The organism is Haloferula sargassicola, assembly GCF_040362925.1.
Taxonomy (GTDB): Bacteria; Verrucomicrobiota; Verrucomicrobiia; order Verrucomicrobiales; family Akkermansiaceae; genus Haloferula; species Haloferula sargassicola.
In genome coordinates, this window is the sequence record NZ_BAABRI010000014.1 from 1 (window position 1) to 23,504 (window position 23,504).

A 23,504-nucleotide genomic window follows, 5' to 3' on the forward strand; every position below is an offset into this window, starting at 1 on the left:
ACGGCCATCCGCCGCCGCCCGATCACGGCAAGTCGTTGACCCACAGACGCGGATTGAAACCGCAAGAGCGATAGCCACACCGCCCGTCCAACCCGCCTGGGCCCGTTCAACAACCGATAGCTTCGGGGCTACCGCCCGAAGCTATCTTTGGGGTTCGCCATCTGCTTACATTCTCGGGCTAGAAGCCAAACGGGTTCGAAGGCGTCGAGGACCGAAGTAGAAGATAGATGCCTCCACCAATATAAACGAGCCCGAATATCAACGTCATAATTCCCCGCCTTAGTTTTCTTCCAGCTTGGGGCCGCAGAAGCGTCTCAACATCGGAATCAGGCTTCTTCACACGGTATCTTCTGGCAAAGATTAGCGGTATGGCACAAGCGATTGTACCCACTCCGATCATCGTATACGCCGGAAATCTTAATGATCGAGAGAGACCCTCATACCGCTCTAATGGGGTGGAAATATCGCCTTTGAAGGTTACAGCCTGAATCTGTCGCTGTCCAACCACAGCACCAACAACCGAAACGTCACAATCGGATGGACCCTCGTAGACCAATTGCACGATGGCGCCGTCGTCGGGTTCGAGAATATCGAAGCTCAGCGGAACGGGAGCCTTCAAGTCGGTTTTGTCGTCGATCTTCAGCCCAGTTTCTGGGCGACTTATTCGCGTTAATGCTGACTCAAGAATCATGCAGCCATCAGGCAAGCCGATGGTAATTGGACGGAGAACGTCTGCGCGACGAATCGGCTTGTTGCCCGAATTCCAAACCGCAAGCTGAATAGAATTCACCGCGCCAGTCAGCTCACGGTCACGATGAAACATCTTTAGGTCCGATGCCACGCCGGGAGTAACAATCGGAGTTCTGACTGGATGAACGTAATATAGTAGCTTTGGAGAGACGACCGAGGACCGTGCGAAGTATATTCCGAGTGGAATACCTATGATCGATGCAAAGGAACCAACTATTCCTATCCACGGGTTGGAAAAGAATGTCAGGATACGGTTATTCATTGTCGAATTTCTTTCGGGCGAACAGTTTAAAGGTTTTCCTAGCTAGAAAAGCGGAGATCCTTGTCGGCGGACAGGAAAAAATAGGCCCTAGGGTAGGTTGTGATTGCTAAAATCGCTCCTAGGGGCTTTTTTGTCTTCGATGGAAGGGGAAGTCGCAAAAGGGCGAATTGGAGCGGAGGATGCGGGTGGAGGTGAGACGACGGGGGTTGACCCTCCGGACCGAGGAGGGCTACGTGAGCTGGTACCGCCGTTTCGTGAAATTCCACGGACTGCGGCATCCCTCGGGGATGGGCCGGGTGGAGGTGGAGGCATTTTTGAGCCATCTGGCCATGGATCGCAAAGTCTCGGCGTCCACGCAGTCGCAAGCGCTCAATGCGCTGGTGTTCCTGTTCCGGGAGGTGCTGAAGCAGCCTTTCGAGGGGGTCGAGGCGGTGAGAGCGCGGCGACCCCACCGTCTGCCGGTGGTGTTGGACCGGGAGGAAGTCAGGCGTCTGTTGGCGGAAGTGCCTGAAGGGACTCCGAGATGCCTGGTGGGGCTCCTCTATGGCTGCGGCCTGAGGGTTTCCGAAGGATTGAGGTTGCGGGTGAAGGACGTCGATTTCGGCAACGGGCTGGTGTGGGTGAGGCAGGCAAGGGCAAGAAGGACCGGTGCATCGCGATGCCGAAGAGGCTGGCGGACGGCCTCCGGCGTCAAGTGGCCGACGGAAGCGGTGGGAAACCGTTAGCCCCCCCTTTCCGATGCCCCTGCCGGGGGTGAATTTCCTTGGGCCGTTGGTTCGTCTTGGGTGCGTCGGGCAGGGAGGGACTCGAAGTGAGACCTCAGGGGGGCGGAGTTCTGGGGGCCTGCCCGGCGGTCGATGCCCGCCGCCCCCGTGCAGGAGCGGCGGGCTTTCGACCGCCGATTTCTTGAGGCGGGAAACCGGTCAATGCCGTTGGTTCGTCTTGGGTGAGCCGGGCAGGGAGGGACTCGACGTGAGACCTCAGGGGGGTGGAGTTCTGGGGCCTGCCCGGCGGTCGATGCCCGCCGCCCCCATGGGGTCGGCTGAAGCCGACGCACGGGGACGGGCGGGCAGGTTGCCCGCTCTCCCTATGGGCATGCTGCCGCTCTTGGTCGTGGGCGGCGACCCCGGCCGGTGAAGTGGAGCAACGACGATGCGAGATCGTCCATGCGTAAGGGATGCAGCCGAAAAGAGGTCCATCCCCCCTTCCCCAGCATGATCTCGATTCGTAACCTCCGAAGATGCGGGCCTGCAAGAAGAGGAGATGGCATGAAAATGCGCGATTCGGGCGAATCCCACCATCGGGTCCGTCAGGTTGCGAATTTGCCCGTCGGATCACCGATTTGGCCGCCAAATTAGAAATTTATCCGGCAGATCACTGATTTTTCCGCCAGATCACTGATTTGCGCGGGAAATTTGAAATTCGATGAGTCGAATTTCAAATTCGGCGGCCAAATCAGTAATTCGTTAGCTTAAGTTTCAAATTCGGCACGCAAATCACTAATTTACGCGCCAAATCACTGATCTGGCGGGGCGTTTTTGCCCCACGATTCGCACACCTCGCTGGTAGCCAATTCCTTATCCATTTGGAGACGCCGCAAGCAGCCCGAGGATAAATTTTTACATCTCCTGCGGCAAAATCACGCGCAGCGGAAGAAGTCCCGCCGTTTCCATGGAGAGAGACGGTGGAACGATGGATCCTGATCGGGAAGCCTCTTCGTTTCCTTTCCTCCTCCCGAAGGAAAAGGCCCCCACCCCGCGGTTGCCGGACGGCTGGCTCAGCGCCGGGGTCGCGAGGACATCGCGAGGCGGATGAGGGCGAGCGGCAGGAGGCTCAGGAGGGCGGCCGCGGCGGCGATCTTGAGGCCCGGATAGACCCGCGGGCGGTCGAGCTCCACGCCATCGAGCGCCTCGGACACCACCGTGGAGGCATCCACGTAAGACCACTCGCGCATCGGCAGGTCCTTGTTCTTTTTCCCGTCCCGTGCGGCCACCTCGCCGAAGCCGGTGTGAACCGGGCCGGGACAAAGGGCGGTGACGCGGATGCCGTGCTCGCGCAGTTCGATGCGCAGGGCCTCGGAAAAGCTGGAGACGTAGGCCTTGGTGGCGGCGTAGACGGCGAAGTCGGGGATCGGCAGCAGGCTGGCCAGCGAGCTGACCTGGATCATGTCCCCGCCCCCGTGGGCGATCATCCGCGGAGCCACCGCGTGCGACATGGCGGTGAGCGCCTCGACATTGAGGCGCAGCATGGCCTCGAGTTTCGACCACTTGGCTTCGGTGAAATCGCCGTAGTCGCCCATGCCGGCATTGTTGACCAGCAGGTCGGGCGCACACGCTCCGCAGGCGGCGAGGATGCGCTGGCGGTCGGCCGGATCGGTGATGTCCGCGGCCACGGTCACCACCTCCAGCGAAGGATGCGCCCCACGGAGCCCGTCGGCGAGCCGCTCGAGCAGGGTTTCCCTCCGGGCCGTCAGGACCAGAAGCTGGCATCGGCCGGCGAGCTGCCGGGCGAATTCCGCTCCCAGACCGGACGAGGCGCCGGTGATCAGGGCGCACCGGTAGGCTTTCATCAGCCCGCCGGGTTCGGAGCCGGTTGCTCGACGTGGACGATGCGCAGCGGCAGGCGCATCAGCAGCTCGCCATCGCAGGAGACATCCACCGAGTAGATGCCGGCGGCCGGGAAACGCAGGCCCTGGAGGTTCATGATGAGGTTGCGGGTGAGGAAGGGCACGTTGGGCGGCAGCTGGACCTCGAACTCGGGCTCGATCGGCATGTTCTGGGGGTCGAGCGCCTCGCCGTCTTCGTTGATGATGTTGATCGAGAGCTTGTGGCGGCCGGCGTCCTCCTGCGTGAAGCAGAAGCGGAGGGCCAGAGCGCACATCGGGTGCACGACCGGCAGCGCGCGGGCGGCGAGGGTGTCGAAGGTGCCGCTCACGACGAGCTTGCCATTGTAGTCGGCGGCGAAGTCACAAAGGGACGCGATTTGGATATCCATGGGATCTAGTTTTCGAACTGAGGGTTTCGCGGGCCCGACGGGGGCGCGCGGGCGCGACCATCACCCCTGCCATCCCACCCGTCCAGCGTGGAACCGCCGATTTTTCGTCACGGCTGCCCGCTGCCCGGGTCCATGGGTTCGACGGCGTTCACGGCGGGGTCGAAGGGCTCGTCACCGGTATCGAGCTGCTCCTCGTCGACCGGCAGCGCCGAGGGGACCTGTTCGTCGTCGCCTTCGATCAACTCATCTTCGAGGGGGCTGACCGGCAAGGCACGGAGGACGCCCTCGCTCTTCTCTTGTTCCTCCACCTCATCGACGACGGCCACCGCCTTGGGGGCGGGCTTGCACATCTCATCGATCTCGTCGCGGAAGTGGTCGAAAAACGCGGGCACCATCGGGGCGGCGTTGCGGCCGCCGCTGACGGACTGGCCGGGCCGTCCTTCGTAGAGGCATGCGAAGGCGAGGCGTGGTTGTTCGGCGGGCATGAATCCGGCGAACCAGGCCACGCCCTGGCGCTTGCTCTGTGGGCCCCACTGACCGGTGCCGGTCTTGCCGCAGATCTCGATCCAGCCCAGCCCCCCGGCGCGGCCGGTGCCGCTGTCGACGACCTCGCGCATGCCTTCTTTGACAATGTCGACGGCCTTTTCATCGAGCCCGAGCCAGTTGCGTTTTTCCGGCTGGGCCGATTTGAGCACGCGGCCGTAGCCATCCTGCACCTGCATCACGAGGTGGAGCTTCGGCAGCACCCCGCCGTTGGCGATCCCTGCCATGCCTTGGGCCACCTGCAGCGGCGTGGCCAGCACGGCACCCTGGCCGATCGACCAGTTCGCGGCGTCGCCATCAGTGATGGGGCGGTGGTATTTTTCCCGCACCCACTCCGGCGTGGGGATGAAGCCACCGAACTCGCCGGTCAGGGGCAGGCCGGATTCGGAGCCATAGCCAAGCCGGCGGGCCAGCGCCAGAAACTGCCCGGAGCCGACCTTGTTCCCCACTTGCGCGAACCACGGGTTGTTCGACCATTTCAGCGCGCTGACCACCGACAGGTCCCCGTAGGCGGAGTGCGACCAGTTCCACAGCTTGTGGTTGCCATACGTGAGGTAGGCCGGGCAATGGAAGGTCGTGCCGCGGTTGATGGTGCCGTTGTTCAGTGCGGCGAGGGCGATGATCGGCTTGAACGACGACGCGGGCGGGTAGCCGCCTTGGAAAGCGCGGGCGTAGAGGGGTTTGTCCGGATCCTCCTGAAGCTCCACGAACTCCTTCTGGCTGATCCCCGGGATCCAGTCGTTGAGATCGAAGCTCGGGTTGGACGCCATCACCAGCACCTCGCCGGTGACCACGTCGATCACCACGAAGGCACCCCGCTTGGCGTGATCATCCAGCACGTCCTCGGCGCGCTTCTGCCAGCGGAGGTTCAGGGTGGAAACCACGGCTCCTCCGGTGCGCGGTTTGCCCCGCTGCTCGCGCAGTAGCATTTCCCCCTTTTCATTGAACACCATCCGCAGGGTGGCGGACGTGCCGGTGAGTTCCTTGTCGTAGATCTTCTCGAAGCCGGTGCGGCCTTCGGGCTTCTCCCACAGCGGGTCGTTCAGGTTGATCGGTCCGGTGGGCAGCTTCCCCTCATCGCCGGTGTAGCCGATGATATGCGCGGCGAGGTCGTGCTCGGGGTAGTAGCGCTCGTAGATCGCCTGCAGCTCCACGCCGCGCGGCAGCTTCTTTTCCAGCTCTTCGGCCTCGGAGGCCTTGATGGTGGTGGAGATGGGCAGCGGCAGCCAACGGCGGTGCCGGTAGTGCTGGTAAAGTTCATCGTCGGTCGGCTCGTGGACGGCCCCGAACAGGCGCTTCGCCGCTTCCACCTTTTCGCGGCCCCAGGCGACCACGGAATCGCGCTCCTCGTTGGAGAACTGCTCGTATTGCACCGCCAGGCGATACACCACCCGGTTCTGGGCCAGCGGAAAACCTTCGCGGTCGAGGATCGGCCCCCGCGGCGCCGGGATTTCCAGCTGGATCGTCCGCGCGTCCTTGCGGTTGAAGATCGAAGCATCGTCGGCCGAGCCGATCGCGGACGGAGGATCTTCCGCCGGCGCGTTCTGGGCGTGGGCACTGAGTCCGACGACCGCGAAGGCCGCAAGCCGGTAAAGAGGGAAAGGAAACCGCATCCGGCATGGAGCCTAGATCGCGAGCGATGGCAGGGCAACGCCCAAAAGAACGGCCGTTCAGCGGGATTCCTGCCGGCGGAAAAGCCGTTGCCCGGCTGCATTCTCCTTCCCGGACGCACCTCCCGCCCCCCCTTCCCTCACGCGGGGCTCGATCCCGCCGGCCGGCCGGGATGTGCAAAATGTGCACATCGGGCGGGCTGAAGGGCTTGCCGGGGTCCTCGAATCCCGGCCGATTCCGGCATTCCTTCCTTTCGGTTTGATTTCCCGGTTGCTCCGCCGGCGGATCCCCCCCGAAAATTAGTCGCCGTGCCGAGATCCGTGCTCGCATCGGCGAAAACTCTGTGGGAATCTACGAAACACTCACCCGTATTTCTACGTGCTGAAATCATCTACATTCGATCTTTTGAAGCAAATGGAGGTCGCGACGACCTTCGACGAACTGTGCAGCCTGGTCACCGGGGATCTGCCGCCGCTCGTCAACGCGGCGGCAGGCACCGTTTTCCAGATGCTCGACCACCGGAAGGTCGAGATGGTGCGGGGAGACTTCAGCAAGGATAAAACCGCCGACAACTTGCAGCGGCTCAATGCGCTCCTTGAGCAGCATCCGCTGAGCGACGTGCTCCTGGCGCCGCTGGGTGGCCAGCTGGGCATCACGGTGAGCCGCCGCCTTCCCTCAGGCGAGTATAGCAAGAGCAAGTTCGCCAGGGAAATGTATCCCGAGCCGGTGACCGATTCCATGATCGGTGAGTTGTTCTCGTGGTGCCGCCGCAGCGCGGTGCTGACCGTCCGGCGCACCGAGGGGACCTTCACCGATGAGGAAATCGAGCGCTTCGATGTGGTCATCTTCGCCGCCAGGACGCTTTGCGATCGGATCGCCGGGCGCAACGTCGAGCGGGAGGTGCACAACTTCTTCATGACGCAGAGCGGAGCCGGCCCGGTGATGGCCTTCCTGATGAAGAGCGACGGCGGGGTGATGCCGGTGAACTACGAGGCACTGCGCTTCGTGGAAACGAACTGGGCGGCGGACGAGGCTTTCCGCCAGCTCGACGACAGCGAGGTCCGCCGCATCATGTCGCGGGTGGAAAGCTCGTGGCAGGATCCGCTGCGGGCCCGCTTCCAGGCCGTCGAGCTCGACCTCGGCGCCGGCAAGTCGACCTTTTATGTGCTGCCGAACTCGCTCAAGCAATTCTACATCTTCACCATCGGGCCTTCCCGCGAGCAGGGCGGCGAGGACCGCTCGCGGCTGGTGCTCACCGGCCGCCAGTGCGAGATCATGGAATGGATCGCCGAGGGCAAAACCAGCTGGGAAGTGGCCACCATCCTCGGCATTAGTCCGCGGACGGTGGAAAAGCACATGGAGGCCATCTTCCAGCGCCTCAACGTCGAGAACCGGGTGGCCGCCGCGCGCCGCTTCCTCGACCTGAAGGCGGGCGTGACCTTCTGAGTCCGTTTCCCCGACAGGTTCGCGGCCGGCAGGTCACGAACTCTCCGCCGTGCACCCCATGCGGCCGACCGACCGCGGCCCGATCAGGCCAGCCCCCGGTCGCGCGCTTCGGCCATCGGGATCGGCCGCGCTTCGCAAACCTCGCGCCAGCCCGGGAAGTTCCATTTGTTCGGGAAACCGGCGCACTGCGAGGGCTTCACCGCGTGGATCCGGCAGCCGCCGTCTTCCAGCATGATGCAGGCGTGGTCGGGCTGCTCGATCAAGGACAGTCCCTGGCGGTTCGTGCGCAGCCGCGTGAAGCGCTCGATGAACTCGCTTTCCTCCAGCCCGAGGTGGGCCGCGATGCGCGGGATCTCGTGCTCCTCCAGCCGGACGTCGCCCGGCCAGCGGCAGCAGGCGGTGCATCTCCGACAGACGTAGTAGGTGTCCGGGTCGAGCCAGGTGGTGGCGTTGCCCGGGCTGCCGCAGGAGGCGTCCATCAATTCGCCGCGTCGTAGTACTTCTGGCACAGCTGCTGGAAGCGGCGCCACTTGGCCCCGGGGCGCCCGTTCTCGAGCAGGAAGTGCGGGCAGTTCTTGTGCGGTTGGCTGAGGCCCTTCCGCTCCCAGTGGTAGTGCGGCACGATGCGGCTCGCCGGAATGTGGTACTGGTGCATCAGATAGGCGGTGAGGCGGGCGGTGCGGTCGATGGTCGCCTGGATGTTGCTCCCCCGCTGTTCACACATCTCGATGCCGATCGAGTAGTTGTTTCCCGGCCCGTCGAAGTCGGCATGCTCGCCCTGCTCGGTGCAGGGCATGTGCTGCACGGCGCTGTCGTCATCCACGGTGAAATGCCAGATCAGGTAGCCGATGCGATTGCCGCCCCGGCGCATCGGGGCACGCAGGGCGCCGCGTTTGAGGGCCAGCGCGTGCCGTTCGGCGTCGGCACTGTAGTTCTGGGTTGAGTGGATGGTGATGTAGCGCGGCGTCATCGGGCGGTATTTCCAGCGGCCCTTGGTCCCTTTCGGCACCATGTCGACGTGGAGGTTGATCGACCGCCGGAGGCCAGCGACTCCGTTTGTTTTCACCTGGGACACACTGGCCGCGGAGGTCCGGCTGCCAAACACCGGCACGCTGACATCGCTGTAGCCCGAGGACGGTCCGACCTGGCTGCAGTGCGAGAGGGTCAACGCCAGAACCGGAAGAAGGAAGAACTGCCAACGCATGGGGCAGGAAATACCACGCCCCGCACCGGCCGCAAAGCCGCGAAATCCGCATCGCTCCGCCTCCTTGCCAAAGCCCCGCGGCTCCCCCACGTTCCGCCCGTGCCTTCTCCGGCGCCCGATGCCTGGTTCCGCCCCGCCGCGGACCAGCCCGATTTCCGGAAACGCCTGGCCTCCGTGGCCGCAGGCGGCGGCCCCACCGTGTTCGATCACGTCGATCCCGCCGCGCGGGCGTGGCTGATCGCCCTGATCCTCGGCCACCCGGAGCCGACGCCGCGGGCGTGGATCCTCGACCCCTCGCCGAAAAACCGCGAGCGACTCGCCGCCGAGCTGCGGCTGTGGGGCGTGAGGGCCCGCATCCTGCCCGACCCCGCCACCGTCATCGAGGGCGAGGAAACACCGGACCCGGAGGGCGAGGCCGACCGCATCGACACCCTCGACTGGCTCCACCGCGCCAAACGCTGCGTGGTGCTCGCCGCGCCCGACGCCTTCGACCACCCCGCGCCGGTGCCCGGCGAGCTCTCGGCGGCGCGCGTGGTGCTGAAACGCGGCGAGGAAACCGATCCCGCGGAACTCGCCCGGCTGCTCACCGGGCAGGGCTTCGAACGCACTCCGCTGGTCCAGGGCCGCGGCCAGTTTGCGGTCCGTGGCGGCATCCTCGACATCTTCCCGTGGCACGTGCCGATGCCCTTCCGCGTCGAGTTCTTCGACACCGAGATCGAGTCGATCCGCGAGTTCGACCTCGATTCGCAGACGTCCGCCCGCAAGCTCGACCGCGCCGAGTTCGCCCTCGCCGATCCGGACATGGACGGGGCCGTCGGCGACTACCTCCAGCCCGGCGACGTGGTCATCGAGCTGGCCGATGATCCGGCGGAAAGCGACGCCGCGGTGGTCATCACCGCCCAGCCCGCCGATCCCGACGCCGAGGAGGACTTCTCGACCGCCTGCCACGCCGAGCCTTTCGGCCGCTTCGAGGCCGGCGACTTCGTACTCGAGGAAATCCGGCGCGACCGCTTCATCCAGCAGCTCGCGAGCTGGCATCGCGAGGGCTGGCACACCGCGCTCGTGTTCGCCAACCAAGGCGAGGCGACCCGTTTCCTCGAGCTCCTTCCCGCCGGCGGGGCCGATCATTTCACCGCCCTCACCGGTGACCTGATGGAGTCCTTCACGGTCCCGAGCGCCAGGGTGGCCATCCTTTCCTCGGCGGAAATCTTCGGCCGCTACCGCACGACCGCCACCGTCGCCTCGCGCACCAGCCGCCGCGCTGCGGAGGCAAAGGCCTCGCTGGAGGAAATCAACGAGGGCGACCTGGTGGTCCACTCGGAGTATGGCATCGGTCGCTTTTCCGGGATCCGTCGCAGCGAGGAAACCGAGGAGCTGCTCATCGAGTACCGCGATGGTTCGTCGCTCGCGGTGCCGATCGACCAAGCCCACCTCGTCGGCCGCTACGTCGGCCTCGGCGGCAAGGACCCGGAGCTGTCGAAACTCGGCGGCACGGCTTGGAAAAAAGTCCGCAAGCAGGCCGAGGACGCGATCCTCGACTACGCCGCGCGCCTGCTCCGCGTGCAGGCCGAGCGGCAGACGCACGAGGGCTTCGCGCACCCCGCCGACTCGCGCTGGATGTGGGAATTCGAGCAGTCGTTTCACTACACCGAAACCACCGACCAGATGCGCGCCATCGCCGAGGCCAAGCGCGACATGGAGTCGAAGAAACCGATGGACCGGCTGGTCTGCGGCGACGTGGGATTCGGGAAAACCGAGGTCGCCATCCGGGCCGCATTCAAGGCCGTGACCGGCGGCAAGCAGGTCGCGATCCTGTGTCCGACCACCGTCCTCGCCGAGCAGCACTGGCGGACCTTCCGCGAGCGGATGAGCGACTACCCGGTCCGCATCGACCTGCTCAACCGCTTCCGCACCGCCGCCGAGGCGCGCGCCACGGTGAAGGGGCTGGCCGACGGCTCGGTCGACATCGTGATCGGCACCCACCGGCTGCTTTCCGGCGACATCGCCTTCAAGGACCTCGGGCTGGCCGTAGTCGATGAAGAGCAGCGCTTCGGCGTGAAGCACAAGGAGCGCTTCAAGGAGATGTTCCGGCAGATCGACGTGCTCACGCTCTCCGCCACGCCGATCCCGCGCACGCTTTACATGGCCCTGATGGGCGCGCGTGACATGTCCACGATCGACACCCCGCCGCCGAACCGCGTGCCGGTCCACACCTCGGTCACGCCGTACGACGAGCGCGTCATCCGCGAGGCGATCCGCCGCGAGCTGGCGCGCGGCGGCCAGGTGTTCTTTCTGCACAACCGGGTCAAATCGATCGAGATGGTCCGCAAACGCCTCGCCGAGCTCGTGCCCGAAGCGAAGATCCTCGTCGGCCACGGACAGATGGAAAAGGACGAGCTGGAACTCGTCATGCGCGCCTTCGTCCATGGCGAGGCCGACATTTTGCTGGCCACCACGATCATCGAGACTGGCATCGACATCCCGAACGCGAACACGATCCTGATCGACCGCGCCGACCGTTTCGGCCTGGCCGATCTCTACCAACTCCGCGGCCGGGTCGGTCGCGCCGGGGAAAAGGCCTACGCCATCCTGCTGCTGCCTCGCGACCTCGTGACCGCCGGCGACGCGCGGAAACGCATTCACGCCATCAAGCAGTACACCGCGCTTGGCTCCGGCTTCCGCATCGCCATGCGCGACCTCGAAATCCGCGGCGCGGGAAACCTGTTAGGCACCAAGCAGTCCGGCCAGATCGCGGCGATCGGCTTCGACCTCTACTGCCGGCTGCTTCGGCAATCGGTCGACCGCCTGCGTGGCAAGCAGGCGATCCACCGCCACGAATGCTCGTTCAAGGCGGACTTCCTCGTCGTCCGCGAGGCCGCGCATTTGAAGGATCCGGGGAAAGGCCTGCCCGCCTATTTGCCCGGGGCTTGGCTGGAGGACACGCAGCTCCGCGTTTCCGCCTTCCGCGAGCTGTCCGAAGCCGCCGACGAGCGCGAGCTCGATGCGTTGACCAAGCGCTGGACCGACCGTTTCGGCCGGCTGCCGGGGCCGGTGGTGAACCTCCTTGATGTCACCCGCCTGCGCCTGCTCGCCGCCCATGTCGGGATCGCCTCCGTAGAGATCCAGGGCCAGCGGCTGATGATCCACCGCAACGGCGACTACCTGTTTCTCGAAGGCAAACGTTTCCCCCGACTCACCGAGACCCAGCCCCACGCGATGCTCAAAGAAGCGATTTCGATGGTGCGCTCAATCTAAGACCCCGGCAGCGGCATCCGGGCACAAGCGGGCCGGTGAGTGGATCCGGGGATCGGAGGTTCAGTCTCACGGGGGAAAAGATGGATTGAAGGGGGCTGTTGAAGGGGTGCCTCGGACTGGTGCTTCGGACTGGTGCTTCGAGGGGGCTTTGAAAATTGGCTTCGAGGGAGTGACTTCGCAGCGTCCGGGCTCCGAGGGCCAACGGCCCGCGCCATACCAGCCCGGGCTGAAGGCCCGGGATCAGAATCGCATTTCATCGGAGGGCTGAAGGCCTGATACATGCATCTGGGAACTTCGCCTCCTCCCCCCGCATGTGTCAGGCTTTCAGCCCTTCCCTTTCAATCCGCTCTGCAAGACCCGGGCCTTCAGCCCGGGCTGGTATGTCCGGGGCTTTCAGCCCTCGCTTCCCGGTCCTCGCACCAGGCACCAAGGACGATCGTGGCGGGCTCTCGAGCTTGTTCGTACGAGGTAAAATGGGGCAGGCTCCCAGGATCGGCGGCCCCAGGCACGCCGCTCCTTTATCGACCACGGACCAAGCACCAAGCACCACGGACCAAGCACCACGGACCAAGCACCACGGACCAAGCACCACGGACCAAGCACCACGGGCCAAGCACCAAGCACCAAGCACCAAGCACCGCACCAAGGACGATCGTGGCGGGCTCTCGAGCTTGTTCGTACGAGGTAAAATGGGGCAGGCTCCCAGGATCGGCGGCCCCAGGCACGCCGCTCCTTTATCGACCACGGACTACGGACCACGGACCAAGCACCAAGCACCGGCCCCGCTCTTCCTCTTCGCCGAACGAAACCCGCCGCTTATTTCGGAAAATCCGGCGTTCCACCGGCCGGGACCTCCATTTTCCTTGACTCGGCCTCTTCCGACACCTACCTCCCCGCCCCCACGAACGACCACCAGACGTCATGGCAAACGCACAAGTGATTCTCCGCGAAAAAATCGAAGGGCTCGGCGCCGAAGCCGACGTCGTGAAGGTCCGCGCCGGCTACGCGCGCAACTTCCTCGTCCCGCAAGGCAAGGCCTACGAAGCCTCCCAGGAAAACCTCAAGCACGTGGAGGACCTCAAGGTCGCCCGCGCCCAACGCGAGGCCGAGGAACTGCAGGTCGCCCAGGAACTGGCCACCAAGATCTCCAAGCTCCGTCCCAAGTTCACCCTCTCCACCGGCCAGGGCGGCAAGGCTTTCGGCTCGGTGACCTCGATCGACATCCACAGGGAGCTCGAAGCCGCCGGCATCGAGATCGACCGCCACGCGATCCACCTCGACAAGCCGATCAAACGCTCGGGCAAGAACGAGGTCGTGGTCCAGGTCCACCCAGAGGTGACCACCACCCTCACCATCAACGTCGAGACGGACGGCACCGAGGACGACTCCGCCGAGTAAACGGAGCACAGGCGTCCCGCCTGTGAACCCATCAAGACATCTCACCTGCCGGGCGGATTCCTGAAAAGGGTCCGCCCGTTTTCATGCCCACCCGCATGTTCGAAGTCCTCCAGCGCGACCCCGCCAGCCAGGCCCGCACCGGCCGCATGCAGCTCGCCCACGGCACGGTCGAGACCCCGATCTTCATGCCGGTCGGCACCCAGGGCTCGGTCAAGACCCTGCACCCGGATGAACTCGAGCTGCTCGGCGCCCAGATCATCCTGGGAAACACCTACCACCTCTGGCTGCGGCCCGGGCCCGACCTGATCCGCGACTTCGGCGGGCTCCACGGCTTCGCCGACTGGAAAAAGCCGATCCTCACCGACTCCGGCGGCTTCCAGGTCTGGTCGCTTTCGAAGCTGCGCAAGATCACCGAGGAAGGCGTCCGTTTCCAGAACCACCTCGACGGCGCGAAGATGCTCCTCACCCCCGAGCTGAGCATGGAAATCCAGGCCTCGCTCGGGTCGGACATCGCGATGCTCTTCGACGAGTGCCCGCCCTACCCCTGCGAACGGAAATACGCGGAGAACTCGCTCGGCCTCACCACCCGCTGGGCGAGGCGCTGCAAGGACTGGATCGCCGCCCACGAGCCGAAGTCCGGCGACGGCCGCCAGTGCCACTTCGGCATCGTCCAGGGCTCCGTCTGGGCTGAGCTCCGCGAGCAATCCGCCCGCGAACTCGTCGAGCTCGACTTCGACGGCTACGCGATCGGCGGCGTCTCCGTCGGCGAGCCCGAGGAGGAAATGTTCCGCGCCATCGAGCACAGCGTCCCTTTCCTGCCGGAAACCAAGCCGCGCTACGCCATGGGCCTCGGGACCCCGCCGCAGATTCTGGAAATGATCGCCCGCGGGGTGGACATGTTCGACTGCGTGATGCCAACCCGCGTCGCGCGCCACGGCCAGGCCTTCACCCTCGACGGCCCGATCCACATCAAGAACCTCGAGTTCGAGCGCGATCCACGGCCGCTTTGCGAGTCCGCCCACCCGCATGTGGCGAGGTTTTCGCGGGCCTACATCCGGCACCTTTTCCGGGCCGGGGAAATCCTCGCTTTGCGGTTGCTTTCCTTTCACAACCTGCATTTCCTCCTCGGCCTCGCGGCCCAAGCCCGGGCGGCGATCGGGGCTGGAAACTACCTCGAATTCAAAGACTCCTTCATCCGCCGATACACCCAGGCATGACCATGCTCCTCGCTCTCCAGTTTCTCGCCGCCGACCCCGCCCCGAAGCCCGGTGGCGGCATCCTCAGCAGCCAGCTCCTGATGCCGATCCTTCTGATCGTCATGTTCTACTTCCTGCTGATCCGCCCGCAGCAAAAGCAGCGCAAGGAACTGCAGGCCCGAATCAACTCGCTCAAGACCGGCGACCGCGTCATCACCACCGCCGGCATCCACGCCCTGGTCCACCACATCAAGGACAAGACCGTGACCCTCAAGGTCGCGGAAGGCACCATGATCGAGTTCGACAAGCAGGCCATCGCTTCCGTTCACAAGAAAGACGGCGCGGTGACCGAGGACAAGGTCGCCGAGACGAAGTAACTCCCATTTTCCCCAACTCCGACGATGACACCCGTGCTTGGCGTCACCCTGATCTCCGACCCGCTGGCCCTGTTCCTGTCCGGACTCGGCCTGTTGATTCTCTTCATCTGGTACTTCGCCACCGAGGCGGAGAAAAGGAAGCGCAACGTCGGCACCGTCCTCACCCTCGGCGTGTGCGTGCTCTCGGCCCTGGCCCTGTGGCCGCCGAAGGACAGCCTCAAGGGCGGCATCGACATCGTCGGCGGCTCCGCCTTCACCCTGAAGGTCCAGCCGAACGTCGATGAAACCACCGGCCAGGTGATCGCCCTGCGCCAGCGCGACCTCGACGAGGCCGTGCGAGTCATCGAGAAGCGCCTGTCGGAAACCATTCCCAACTCCGAACCGCTGGTCGTCAGCAGCGGCGAGGATTCCATCATCGTCCAGGTCCCCGGCATGGAGCCGGAAACCGCAGCCAACGTCCGCGAGGCACTCCAGAAGGTCGCCAAGCTCGAGCTTCGCGAGGTGAGCCGCGAAGGCGGCGCCATCGCCAAGGCCGTCTATGACGGCGACGAGGTCGTCCCCGGCTACGCCGGCTTCAAGTATGAGCGCGAGAACCGCGACGGCGAGATGGTCACCGACTACCTCCTGCTCAGCAAGCGGACCGCCATCGATGGCAAGGACGTGGCCGATGCCTGGCCGCAATCGGTCGGTGCCGACCATCAGGTGGGCATCAAGCTGACCTCCGAGGGCGGCAAGAAGATGGAGAACCTCACCAAGGGCATGACTCGGGAAGTGGACCGCATCGCCGTCCTGCTCGATGGCGAGGTGCTCACCGCCCCGGTCGTGCAGACCGTCCCGCTCGGCCAGAATTTCGTGATCCAGGGCCAGGACTCCTTCCACGACGCCGACAAGCTCGCCAGCCAACTTCTCAACCCCCTGCAGAACGCCCTGCAAATCTCCGAGGAGCGCTCGATCGCCCCCACTCTGGGTGCCGCCGTGGTCAAACAAGGCCTCACGGCCGGGATCGCCGGCCTCGCCTTCACCGCGCTGTTCCTGTTCTTCTACTACCGCTCCGTCGGCCTGATCGCGGTGGTCGCCCTGATCATCAACTCGCTGATCATCTTCGGTGCGATGGCGATGTTCAACTTCACCTTCACCCTGCCGGGCATCGCGGGCATCATCCTCACCATCGGCATGGCGGTCGATGCCAACGTGCTCATCTACGAGCGGCTGCGCGAGGAAATCGAAAATGGCAAGTCCCTGCACACCGCCATCGACACCGCCTACGCCAAGGCCTTCTCGGCGATTTTCGACTCGAACATCACCTCGCTGATCACCGCCGTCATCCTGTTCTGGAAGGCCAGCGGCACGGTCGCCGGCTTCGCCGTCACCCTGACCATCGGCCTCTTGGGCTCGATGTTCTCCGCCATCCTGATCACCCGCGTGATCTTCCGCTGGCTGCTGGATTCGGGCATGATGAAGAAGGTCACGCTGCTGAACTTCTTCCGGAAGTCCAACTTCGACTTCCTCGGCAAGCGCCGCCTTTCCCTCTCCTTCTCCAGCCTGCTGGTGGTGGTCTGCATTGCCACCCTGGCGGTGAAACAACAGGCCTCCCTCGGCGTCGACTTCACCGGCGGCAGCCTGATCGAGTTCCAGTTCCCCGAAAACTCCGAAGGCATCCGACACGCCGATGCCGAAAACGCCCTCAAGGACCTCGACCTCGCTTCGAAGCCGATCGTCCAGGAAGAAAAGGTCCCGGGCAGCGGCGAGCTGCTCACCATCCGCGTCGCTTCCGAGGATGCCGCGGACGTCGAAGCCCGCCTGCGCGAGGCTTTCCCCGACCCGCTCGCCACCCGCGTGCCCACCGCCGACGGGGCCGATGACACCAAGTATCTCGTCGAAGCCACCATCCAGTCGGTTTCGGCCGCGGCCGGTAAGTCCTTCCTGATGAATTCCGGCCTCGCGCTGGGCATCGGCCTGCTCGCGATCTTCATCTACATCAGCCTGCGCTTCGAGTTCGCCTTCGCCCTCGGCGCCTTCCTCGCCCTGGTCCACGACGTGATCGCCGCGGTCGGCATCGTCATCCTGATGGGCGGCGAGCTGTCGCTGATCCACGTCGGTGCCATCCTGACCATCGCCGGTTACTCGATCAACGACACCATCATCGTCTTCGACCGCATCCGCGAATCGCTGCTCACGGAAACCGGTCGCATCAAGGACATCATGAACGCCGCGCTGAACGCCACGCTCTCGCGGACGATGCTGACCTCGCTGACGACCATCTTCACCGTCGCCATCCTGGCCATCTTCGGCAGCTCGGGCCTGCGGGACTTCTCGATGATGATCCTCGTCGGCCTGATTGTCGGCACCTACTCGTCGATCTTCGTCGCCTCGCCGATCGTCCTGATCGCCGCCCGCAAGAAGAACCTCCGCAAGCAGGTCATCGAGTCGAGCCTTCTCGAAAAAGGCCAGGCCGAAGCTTGAGCTTCCGAGGATTTCAGAAACCACGGATTTACGGATTTCGGGATTTCCATCCAAATCATCCCAAAATCCCTTCAATCCGTGGTTCCACACAAACGCCTCTCCGGCACCGCGACGCGCACGCCGCGGCGGCTTGTGAAATATTTCACAAAGCCCTTGCGAGCCCTAGGCGATTGGCCCCTTATTCCCGCCGCCGCGTCATTTCATGAGCAGTCCGACTTCCACTGATTACGAAGCTCCCGACGTCGCCTCGAAGCTCGCCGACTATCATTCGGAGACCGAGGACCTGATGGGGGAAAAGATGGTCCTGAACATGGGCCCGTCCCACCCGGCCACCCACGGGGTGCTGCGGCTGGTGCTGGAGCTGGACGGCGAGGCGATCACCAAGGCGGATCCGGACATCGGCTTCCTCCACCGCGGCGACGAGAAGATCGCGGAAAACATGCACTACAACCAGTTCGTGCCCTACACGGACCGGCTCGACTACCTGGCCCCGCTGGCCAACAACGTGGCCTACGCCTGCGCGGTCGAGAAGCTGATGGGCTGGGAGCTGCCCCCCCGCGGCCAGGCCCTGCGGGTCCTCTGCTGCGAGCTGGCCCGGCTTTCCTCCCACATGCTCGGCGTGGGGGTCTGCGCCATGGACGTGGGCGCGATGACCGTGTTCCTCTACACCTTCACCGAGCGCGAAAAGGTCTACAACATGTGCGAGCAGCTCACCGGCGCTCGTTTCACCACCTCCTACACCCGTGTCGGCGGCCAGCTGCGCGACATGCCCCCGGGCTTCGAGGCCACCGTGCGCCGCTTCCTCGATGAGTGCGCGACGACGATCGACGAAGTCGGCCGCCTGCTCGACAACAACAAAATCTTCCGCGACCGGATGTGCGACATCGGCGTGATCGGCCCGGAAAACGCGATCGCCTACGGTCTGACGGGCCCGAACCTGCGCGGCTCGGGCGTCGCCCGCGACCTCCGCAAGGACAACCCCTACCTCGGCTACGAGAAGTATGACTTCGACGTGCCGGTGGCCGACGAGGGCGATTGCTACGCCCGCTATCAGGTCCGGATGGAGGAAATGCGGCAGTCGATCCGGATCATCAAGCAGGTCCTCGACACCATGCCCGACGGCCCGGTGAACCTGGCCCACGAAAAGAGCATGCTGCCGAAAAAGGAGCGCGTGCTGATGTCGATGGAGGAGCTGATCCACCACTTCATCGTCGCCACCCAAGGCATCGATGCCCCCAGCGGCGAAGTCTACTTCGGTGCGGAGAATCCCAAGGGCGAGCTCGGTTTCTACATCCACTCGACCGGCGGCGGCGTGCCCAACCGGCTGAAAATCCGCAGCCCCTCCTTCTGCAACCTGTCGATCTGCTCCAAGCTGCTGCCGGGGCACATGGTTTCGGACATCCCGGCCATCCTCGGCTCGCTCGACTTCGTCATGGGCGAATGCGACCGCTGATGTTATCGGTGCACCGATGAAAGCTACAACCCTTCTCCTGAGCGCCCTTTTCACCGGCCTGGCCTCCGCGGATTTCGAACCGTGGACCAATCAGGACGGCAAAACCGTCGACCTCGAACTCGTCTCAAAAAGCGAAAAGGACGGCGACACCGTCGGCACCTTCCGCATGCGCAACGGCCACACGGTGGACGTCGCGGCCTCGACCCTGTCCGCCGACTCGGCCTCCCGCCTGATGGAATGGGAACCCTCCGGGGAAACCGCGGACGCAGGCACCGCCCCTGCCGGCGGACCGAGCGTGTTCGACGACATTTTCGATGGCAACCTGGTCAAGCTCGACGGCAAGCGGCTCAAGAAAGTGAAGGACTTCCAGCCGCCGAAGAAGCACTACATCTTCTACCGCACCGCCTCCTGGTGCGGACCGTGCCACAAGTTCACGCCGTCCCTGGTGAAGTACTACAACGAGCATAAGTCCGACGACTTCGAGCTGGTGCTCATCACCTCCGACAGCAGCGAGGACGCCATGGAGGGCTACGCCGAGGAGATGGAGATGCCCTGGCCGCAGCTCAAACTCCGCAAGGTGGAGAAGTTCGACAAAGAGCACCCCGACAAGTGCAAGGGCATCCCCTACCTCGTGGTGACCGACCTCCAAGGCAAGATTCTCGCGGAGGGCAACGCCTACGGCATCTTGCCGCAGCTCGATACGCTCCTCAAAGACTGACTTTCCCGATATCCGCCCATGTCCGACAGCACCCTCGCGTCCTTGATTGCCTCCCCGGAAACGCCGGGCTCCAAGCACTTCCCGCCCTTCATCGCCGATGACGCGCTGGAGGCCGAGGCCGCCAAGCGCCTCGCCCAGTTTCCCGAGGACCGCAAACGCTCGGCCGTGCTGCCGATCCTGCACCACATCCAGCACAAGCACGGCTTCATCCCCGCCGAGGGCATCCAGTGGACGGCCGACCGTGTCGGCATCGAGCCGGTCAAGGTGCTGGAGGTCGTGACCTTCTACCCCGGCTTCCGCCAGACCGCGCCCGGCAAGTTCCACATCCGCGTCTGCCGCACGCTCTCCTGCGCCATGGGCGGCTCCTACGAGTTGATGGACAAGCTGTGTGAGATCACCGGCATCGACCGCGAGTCGCTCGATCCCCACCACCACCCGGTGGCCGTGTCGCCCTGCGGCACCTGGTCGGTCGAGTTCGCCGAATGCCTCGCCTCCTGCGGCACCGCCCCCGTCTGCCTGGTGAACGACGACTTCCACGAGGGCATCGCGCCGGACAAGGCGCAGGGCCTGCTCGACTCCTACCCAGCCTCTTGATTACCACATCCCGTGTGGTAATTTCGCTTCATGAGCACCCTCAAACGCACCAGCATGGCGCTCGATGCCGAATCGCTCGATACCTTGGAGCAACTCAGCCGCAGCTGGGACGTCTCCAAGGCCGAGGTGATCCGCCGCGCCCTGCGGAGCTCGAAGGAGGCCGATGACAACGCCAAGCCGCCGCGCCGGACTCCCCTCGAGGCGCTGATGTGGCTGCGGGAAAATGGCATTTCGCGCGAGGAGGCTGAAGCATTCAAAGCCGAGATCGGAGCCGAACGAATGGCTCGGAGAGACCCATGGGAACGCCATGCTGCACCTTGATACCAACGTGTTGATCGATCTCTCATCCAGGCAGTCCACGATCGCCGATACCGCCGCATCCTGGCTTCAAGCGGGCGAATCCTTGGCCTGTGCCTCCGTGACTTGGACCGAGTTCTGCAACGGCCCCTGCAACGAGGAGCAAAGAAGTTCCGCTCTCAGCCTGATCGAAGATCGGATTTCCGATTTCACCCGCCACGATGCCGAGTTCGCTTCCGAGCTGTTCAATGCCACGGGGAGACGGCGCGGCTCCGTCATCGACTGCATGATCGCCGCTTGTGCGATCGCGGAGAACGCCCGTCTCGCCACCTTCAATCTCCGGGATTTCCAACCCTTCGAACCCCACGGTCTCCGTCTCCAATCCCTCACCTGAACCGACCTCGCCATGTCCGACATCACCTACAAGCCCGGCAAGGAGCCCGATCCGCGGGAGTACCGCATGATCTTCAAAAACGTCGACCGCGAGGGTTGGGACCCGTCGATCGACACCTACCTCAACGACGGCGGCTACGAGCAGCTGAAGAAAGCCATGGACATGGACCCCAAGGTGATCACCGAGGAGGTCAAGAAATCCGGCCTGCGCGGCCGCGGCGGCGCGGGTTTCCCGACCGGCATCAAGTGGACCTTCATCCCGCCGAACAACACCAAGCCGGTCTACCTGATCTGCAACTGCGACGAGTCGGAGCCGGGCACCTTCAAGGACCGCTACATCGTCCACCAGGACCCCCACCAGCTCATCGAGGGCATGGTGATTTCGTGCTACGCCGTCGGTGCGAAGGTCGCCTACATCTACATCCGTGAGGAGTTTCCCGAAGGGGCCAAAATCCTGGAGAAGGCGATCGAGGAAGCCCGCAAGAAGAACTTCGTCGGCGCCAACGTCCTTGGCTCCGGGTTTGACGTGGAAATCTACGTCCACCGTGGGGCCGCCGCCTACATCTGCGGCGAGGAGACCGGCCTGATCGAGTCGCTCGAAGGCAAGCGCGCCTACCCGCGGATCAAGCCGCCCTATTTCCCGGCCGCGCTGGGCCTCTACATGTGCCCGACCATCGTCAACAACGTCGAGTCGCTGTGCCACGTGAAGCACATCATCCAGCGCGGCGGCGAGGAGTACGCCAAGCTCGGCGTGCCGCGCAACAACGGCACCCGCATCCTCTGCGTCTCCGGCGACGTGAAAAAGCCCGGCTATTTCGAGGTCGAAGTCGGCAAGCTGACCATGCGCGAACTGCTCTACGACATGTGCGGCGGCCCCAAGGACGGCCGCGAGTTCAAGGCCGTCATTCCCGGCGGCTCGTCGTCGAAAATCCTGCGCTGCGACGAGGAGTTCACGCTGAAGGGCCAGGGTCCGGACGGCAGCGACAAGAAGATCACCTTCTGGGACATCCCGATGGACTTCGACTCGCTCGCGGCCTGCGGCTCGATGGCCGGCTCGGGCGGCGTCATCGTCCTCGACGATTCGCGCAAGATGTCGTGGGTGCTCAACAACATCAACCAGTTCTACGCCCACGAATCCTGCGGCCAGTGCACGCCCTGCCGCGAGGGCTCGACGTGGATGCGCAAGATCTCCGACCGCCTCGTCGCCGGCCAGGCGACGCCTCAGGACATCGAGACGCTGGAGAGCGTGGCCTATCAGATCGACGGCAAAACGATTTGCGCCTTCGGCGAAGCATCGTCGTGGCCGGTCGAGGCGATCATCGGCAAATTCCGCGAGGAACTGCTCGCCGACACCAGCGAGGCCAACGAGGACGCCCGAGTGAGCCCGGAAGGCCAGGCCCAGCGCCGCTACCTCCAGCAGGTCTGACGACGCCGCGTTTCTCCTGAGGGCCACTCTCCCAGCCGCTCCACGGCCAGACCCGAGCGCGCCGGTTCGTTTCGTCTTCGAGGGCCGGCCACCCCGGTCGAAACCTCCCCTCCATGGGGAATGGGACGAAAGGAAAGCCCGTGCTTAACTCGGTGGCCCGACATGATTGCCCGCCTTCTGCCCCACGCCGGAAGGGGGTGGCTTTACGCCACCGCCCTATTCGCCCTGATGTCCCTGGCATCCGCCCAAGGGATCGCCAGGCCCAAGCTGAAGATCGATGACATTCCGCGGGAAACACAGGCCGGCGAAGGCCCGGGGCGATACGTGCCGCCGGTTCCGGCGAGGAAGAACCTGCCGACGCTGTGGCTGATCGGCGACTCGACCGTGCGCAATGGCTCGAAGGGCGACAACGGCCCCGAGGGCCAGTGGGGCTGGGGCGCGCCGATCACGGCCTACTTTGACCTGAAGAAGATCAACGTGGTCAACCGCGCGCTCGGCGGGACCAGCAGCCGTTCGTTTTATCACGACCGGTGGGAGGACGTCAGAAAACGGATCAAGGAGGGAGATATCGTGATGATGCAGTTCGGTGCCAACGATCACGGCGGAGCGAAGGGCAAGGGCGCGCTGGACGGCGTGGGCAACGAAACCGAGATGAATGGCGACGAAGAGGTTCACAGCTTCGGCTGGTATCTGCGCAGGTATGTCGAAGACACCCGCACGCAGGGCGGGAAGCCGGTGGTGTGCTCGCTGACACCGCGCAAGTCGTGGGCGGCAGACGGCAGGTTCCGGCGCGGCGGTGGCCACGCCGAATGGGCCTGGCAGGCGGCCAAGGAGACGAACGCGGCTTTCGTTCCATTGAACGAGATCATCGCCCGGCGGTACGAGAAGCTGCGCGAGCGCAAGGTGGACGCGCTCTACGTTCCCTCGCCCGCGGAGACCTTGCACACCGGCTGGGACGGAGCCGTGGTGAATGCCGAGTGCGTGATCGCCGGATTGAAGGCGCTGGATGAGGACCCGCTGGCGGATTTTTACAGCAAGCGCGCGGGCGCGATCCGGGCGTGGAAACAGCGGTAGATCCGAAAGAGAGGTGCCGGGATGGTGACCCTTCGCGGACGAAAGGGGGG

General features: G+C 64.5%; 20 protein-coding genes. 14 read left to right on the forward strand and 6 right to left on the reverse strand.

Features of this window, described 5'->3' with window-relative positions:
* Positions 1-178: 178 nt before the first annotated feature.
* Positions 179-1,012 (reverse strand): hypothetical protein, encoded by an 834-nt coding sequence (locus tag ABXH26_RS12700; RefSeq protein ID WP_353567450.1) that lies wholly within the window; start codon positions 1,010-1,012, stop codon positions 179-181.
* A 179-nt stretch (positions 1,013-1,191) separates the two neighbouring features.
* Between ABXH26_RS12700 and ABXH26_RS12705 the strand changes: the two genes are divergently transcribed.
* Positions 1,192-1,737 carry a phage integrase N-terminal SAM-like domain-containing protein gene (locus ABXH26_RS12705; protein WP_353567577.1) on the forward strand — a complete coding sequence of 182 codons (546 nt, stop codon included), beginning with the start codon at positions 1,192-1,194 and terminating at the stop codon, positions 1,735-1,737.
* Positions 1,738-2,789: 1,052 nt separating this feature from the next.
* Here ABXH26_RS12705 and ABXH26_RS12710 read toward each other — a convergent pair.
* From ABXH26_RS12710 to ABXH26_RS12720, 3 genes are all read right to left on the reverse strand, one after another.
* On the reverse strand, positions 2,790-3,581 hold the full coding sequence (locus tag ABXH26_RS12710) for an SDR family NAD(P)-dependent oxidoreductase (RefSeq protein ID WP_353567451.1): 792 nt from the start codon (positions 3,579-3,581) through the stop codon (positions 2,790-2,792).
* A complete protein-coding gene (locus tag ABXH26_RS12715; protein WP_353567452.1) occupies positions 3,581-4,006 on the reverse strand; it encodes a DUF6941 family protein in 426 nt (141 codons plus the stop codon). Before ABXH26_RS12715 ends, ABXH26_RS12710 begins: the two co-directional genes overlap by 1 nt.
* A 107-nt stretch (positions 4,007-4,113) precedes the next feature.
* A complete protein-coding gene (locus ABXH26_RS12720) occupies positions 4,114-6,162 on the reverse strand; it encodes a penicillin-binding transpeptidase domain-containing protein (protein WP_353567453.1) in 2,049 nt (682 codons plus the stop codon).
* Positions 6,163-6,574: 412 nt separating this feature from the next.
* Between ABXH26_RS12720 and ABXH26_RS12725 the strand changes: the two genes are divergently transcribed.
* Positions 6,575-7,606 (forward strand): LuxR C-terminal-related transcriptional regulator, encoded by a 1,032-nt coding sequence (locus tag ABXH26_RS12725; RefSeq protein WP_353567454.1) that lies wholly within the window; start codon positions 6,575-6,577, stop codon positions 7,604-7,606.
* 83 nt (positions 7,607-7,689) lie between these two features.
* Here the strand turns inward: ABXH26_RS12725 and ABXH26_RS12730 are convergent, their stop codons facing one another.
* Both ABXH26_RS12730 and ABXH26_RS12735 read right to left on the reverse strand, forming a co-directional pair.
* Entirely contained in the window at positions 7,690-8,085 is a 396-nt protein-coding gene (locus ABXH26_RS12730) for a YkgJ family cysteine cluster protein (RefSeq protein ID WP_353567455.1), read from the reverse strand.
* The gene (locus tag ABXH26_RS12735; RefSeq protein ID WP_353567456.1) at positions 8,085-8,810 is read right to left on the reverse strand and encodes a peptidoglycan recognition protein family protein; all 726 of its coding nucleotides are present in this window, start codon (positions 8,808-8,810) and stop codon (positions 8,085-8,087) included. Before ABXH26_RS12735 ends, ABXH26_RS12730 begins: the two co-directional genes overlap by 1 nt.
* Before the next feature lie 99 nt (positions 8,811-8,909).
* On the opposite strand from ABXH26_RS12735, the gene mfd reads away from it, so the two are divergent.
* From mfd to ABXH26_RS12795, 12 genes are all read left to right on the forward strand, one after another.
* On the forward strand, positions 8,910-12,065 hold the full coding sequence (mfd, locus tag ABXH26_RS12740; RefSeq protein ID WP_353567457.1) for a transcription-repair coupling factor: 3,156 nt from the start codon (positions 8,910-8,912) through the stop codon (positions 12,063-12,065).
* Positions 12,066-12,986: 921 nt separating this feature from the next.
* Positions 12,987-13,463, forward strand: a complete 477-nt coding sequence (rplI, locus tag ABXH26_RS12745; protein ID WP_353567458.1) for a 50S ribosomal protein L9 — start codon at positions 12,987-12,989, stop codon at positions 13,461-13,463.
* 95 nt (positions 13,464-13,558) lie between these two features.
* Complete coding sequence (gene tgt / locus ABXH26_RS12750) at positions 13,559-14,680, forward strand: tRNA guanosine(34) transglycosylase Tgt (protein WP_434783427.1); 1,122 nt, start codon at positions 13,559-13,561, stop codon at positions 14,678-14,680.
* Positions 14,677-15,036 carry a preprotein translocase subunit YajC gene (gene yajC, locus ABXH26_RS12755; protein ID WP_353567460.1) on the forward strand — a complete coding sequence of 120 codons (360 nt, stop codon included), beginning with the start codon at positions 14,677-14,679 and terminating at the stop codon, positions 15,034-15,036. The genes tgt and yajC overlap by 4 nt, the downstream gene beginning before the upstream one ends.
* Before the next feature lie 24 nt (positions 15,037-15,060).
* A complete protein-coding gene (gene secD / locus ABXH26_RS12760) occupies positions 15,061-17,499 on the forward strand; it encodes a protein translocase subunit SecD (protein ID WP_353567461.1) in 2,439 nt (812 codons plus the stop codon).
* A 202-nt stretch (positions 17,500-17,701) separates the two neighbouring features.
* Positions 17,702-18,952, forward strand: coding sequence for an NADH dehydrogenase (quinone) subunit D (gene nuoD / locus ABXH26_RS12765; RefSeq protein ID WP_353567462.1), 1,251 nt, complete (start codon positions 17,702-17,704; stop codon positions 18,950-18,952).
* A 16-nt stretch (positions 18,953-18,968) separates the two neighbouring features.
* Positions 18,969-19,670: a thioredoxin-like domain-containing protein gene (locus ABXH26_RS12770; RefSeq protein ID WP_353567463.1), complete on the forward strand. Its 702-nt coding sequence runs from the start codon at positions 18,969-18,971 to the stop codon at positions 19,668-19,670.
* Positions 19,671-19,688: 18 nt separating this feature from the next.
* Complete coding sequence (locus tag ABXH26_RS12775; RefSeq protein WP_353567464.1) at positions 19,689-20,264, forward strand: NADH-quinone oxidoreductase subunit NuoE family protein; 576 nt, start codon at positions 19,689-19,691, stop codon at positions 20,262-20,264.
* 30 nt (positions 20,265-20,294) lie between these two features.
* Complete coding sequence (locus ABXH26_RS12780; RefSeq protein ID WP_353567465.1) at positions 20,295-20,585, forward strand: ribbon-helix-helix protein, CopG family; 291 nt, start codon at positions 20,295-20,297, stop codon at positions 20,583-20,585.
* Entirely contained in the window at positions 20,572-20,955 is a 384-nt protein-coding gene (locus ABXH26_RS12785; RefSeq protein WP_353567466.1) for a type II toxin-antitoxin system VapC family toxin, read from the forward strand. The genes ABXH26_RS12780 and ABXH26_RS12785 overlap by 14 nt, the downstream gene beginning before the upstream one ends.
* Before the next feature lie 12 nt (positions 20,956-20,967).
* Positions 20,968-22,380: an NADH-quinone oxidoreductase subunit NuoF gene (nuoF, locus tag ABXH26_RS12790; RefSeq protein WP_353567467.1), complete on the forward strand. Its 1,413-nt coding sequence runs from the start codon at positions 20,968-20,970 to the stop codon at positions 22,378-22,380.
* Positions 22,381-22,542: 162 nt separating this feature from the next.
* The gene (locus ABXH26_RS12795; protein WP_353567468.1) at positions 22,543-23,454 is read left to right on the forward strand and encodes a rhamnogalacturonan acetylesterase; all 912 of its coding nucleotides are present in this window, start codon (positions 22,543-22,545) and stop codon (positions 23,452-23,454) included.
* Positions 23,455-23,504: the final 50 nt, after the last annotated feature.

Coding starts and splice junctions, on each gene's coding strand:
- ABXH26_RS12700 (WP_353567450.1), bottom strand. CDS start 1,012: ATGAATAACCGTATCCTGACATTCTTTTCCAACCCGTGGATAGGAATA.
- ABXH26_RS12705 (WP_353567577.1), top strand. CDS start 1,192: ATGCGGGTGGAGGTGAGACGACGGGGGTTGACCCTCCGGACCGAGGAG.
- ABXH26_RS12710 (WP_353567451.1), bottom strand. CDS start 3,581: ATGAAAGCCTACCGGTGCGCCCTGATCACCGGCGCCTCGTCCGGTCTG.
- ABXH26_RS12715 (WP_353567452.1), bottom strand. CDS start 4,006: ATGGATATCCAAATCGCGTCCCTTTGTGACTTCGCCGCCGACTACAAT.
- ABXH26_RS12720 (WP_353567453.1), bottom strand. CDS start 6,162: ATGCGGTTTCCTTTCCCTCTTTACCGGCTTGCGGCCTTCGCGGTCGTC.
- ABXH26_RS12725 (WP_353567454.1), top strand. CDS start 6,575: ATGGAGGTCGCGACGACCTTCGACGAACTGTGCAGCCTGGTCACCGGG.
- ABXH26_RS12730 (WP_353567455.1), bottom strand. CDS start 8,085: ATGGACGCCTCCTGCGGCAGCCCGGGCAACGCCACCACCTGGCTCGAC.
- ABXH26_RS12735 (WP_353567456.1), bottom strand. CDS start 8,810: ATGCGTTGGCAGTTCTTCCTTCTTCCGGTTCTGGCGTTGACCCTCTCG.
- rplI (WP_353567458.1), top strand. CDS start 12,987: ATGGCAAACGCACAAGTGATTCTCCGCGAAAAAATCGAAGGGCTCGGC.
- tgt (WP_434783427.1), top strand. CDS start 13,559: ATGTTCGAAGTCCTCCAGCGCGACCCCGCCAGCCAGGCCCGCACCGGC.
- yajC (WP_353567460.1), top strand. CDS start 14,677: ATGACCATGCTCCTCGCTCTCCAGTTTCTCGCCGCCGACCCCGCCCCG.
- secD (WP_353567461.1), top strand. CDS start 15,061: ATGACACCCGTGCTTGGCGTCACCCTGATCTCCGACCCGCTGGCCCTG.
- nuoD (WP_353567462.1), top strand. CDS start 17,702: ATGAGCAGTCCGACTTCCACTGATTACGAAGCTCCCGACGTCGCCTCG.
- ABXH26_RS12770 (WP_353567463.1), top strand. CDS start 18,969: ATGAAAGCTACAACCCTTCTCCTGAGCGCCCTTTTCACCGGCCTGGCC.
- ABXH26_RS12775 (WP_353567464.1), top strand. CDS start 19,689: ATGTCCGACAGCACCCTCGCGTCCTTGATTGCCTCCCCGGAAACGCCG.
- ABXH26_RS12780 (WP_353567465.1), top strand. CDS start 20,295: ATGAGCACCCTCAAACGCACCAGCATGGCGCTCGATGCCGAATCGCTC.
- ABXH26_RS12785 (WP_353567466.1), top strand. CDS start 20,572: ATGCTGCACCTTGATACCAACGTGTTGATCGATCTCTCATCCAGGCAG.
- nuoF (WP_353567467.1), top strand. CDS start 20,968: ATGTCCGACATCACCTACAAGCCCGGCAAGGAGCCCGATCCGCGGGAG.
- ABXH26_RS12795 (WP_353567468.1), top strand. CDS start 22,543: ATGATTGCCCGCCTTCTGCCCCACGCCGGAAGGGGGTGGCTTTACGCC.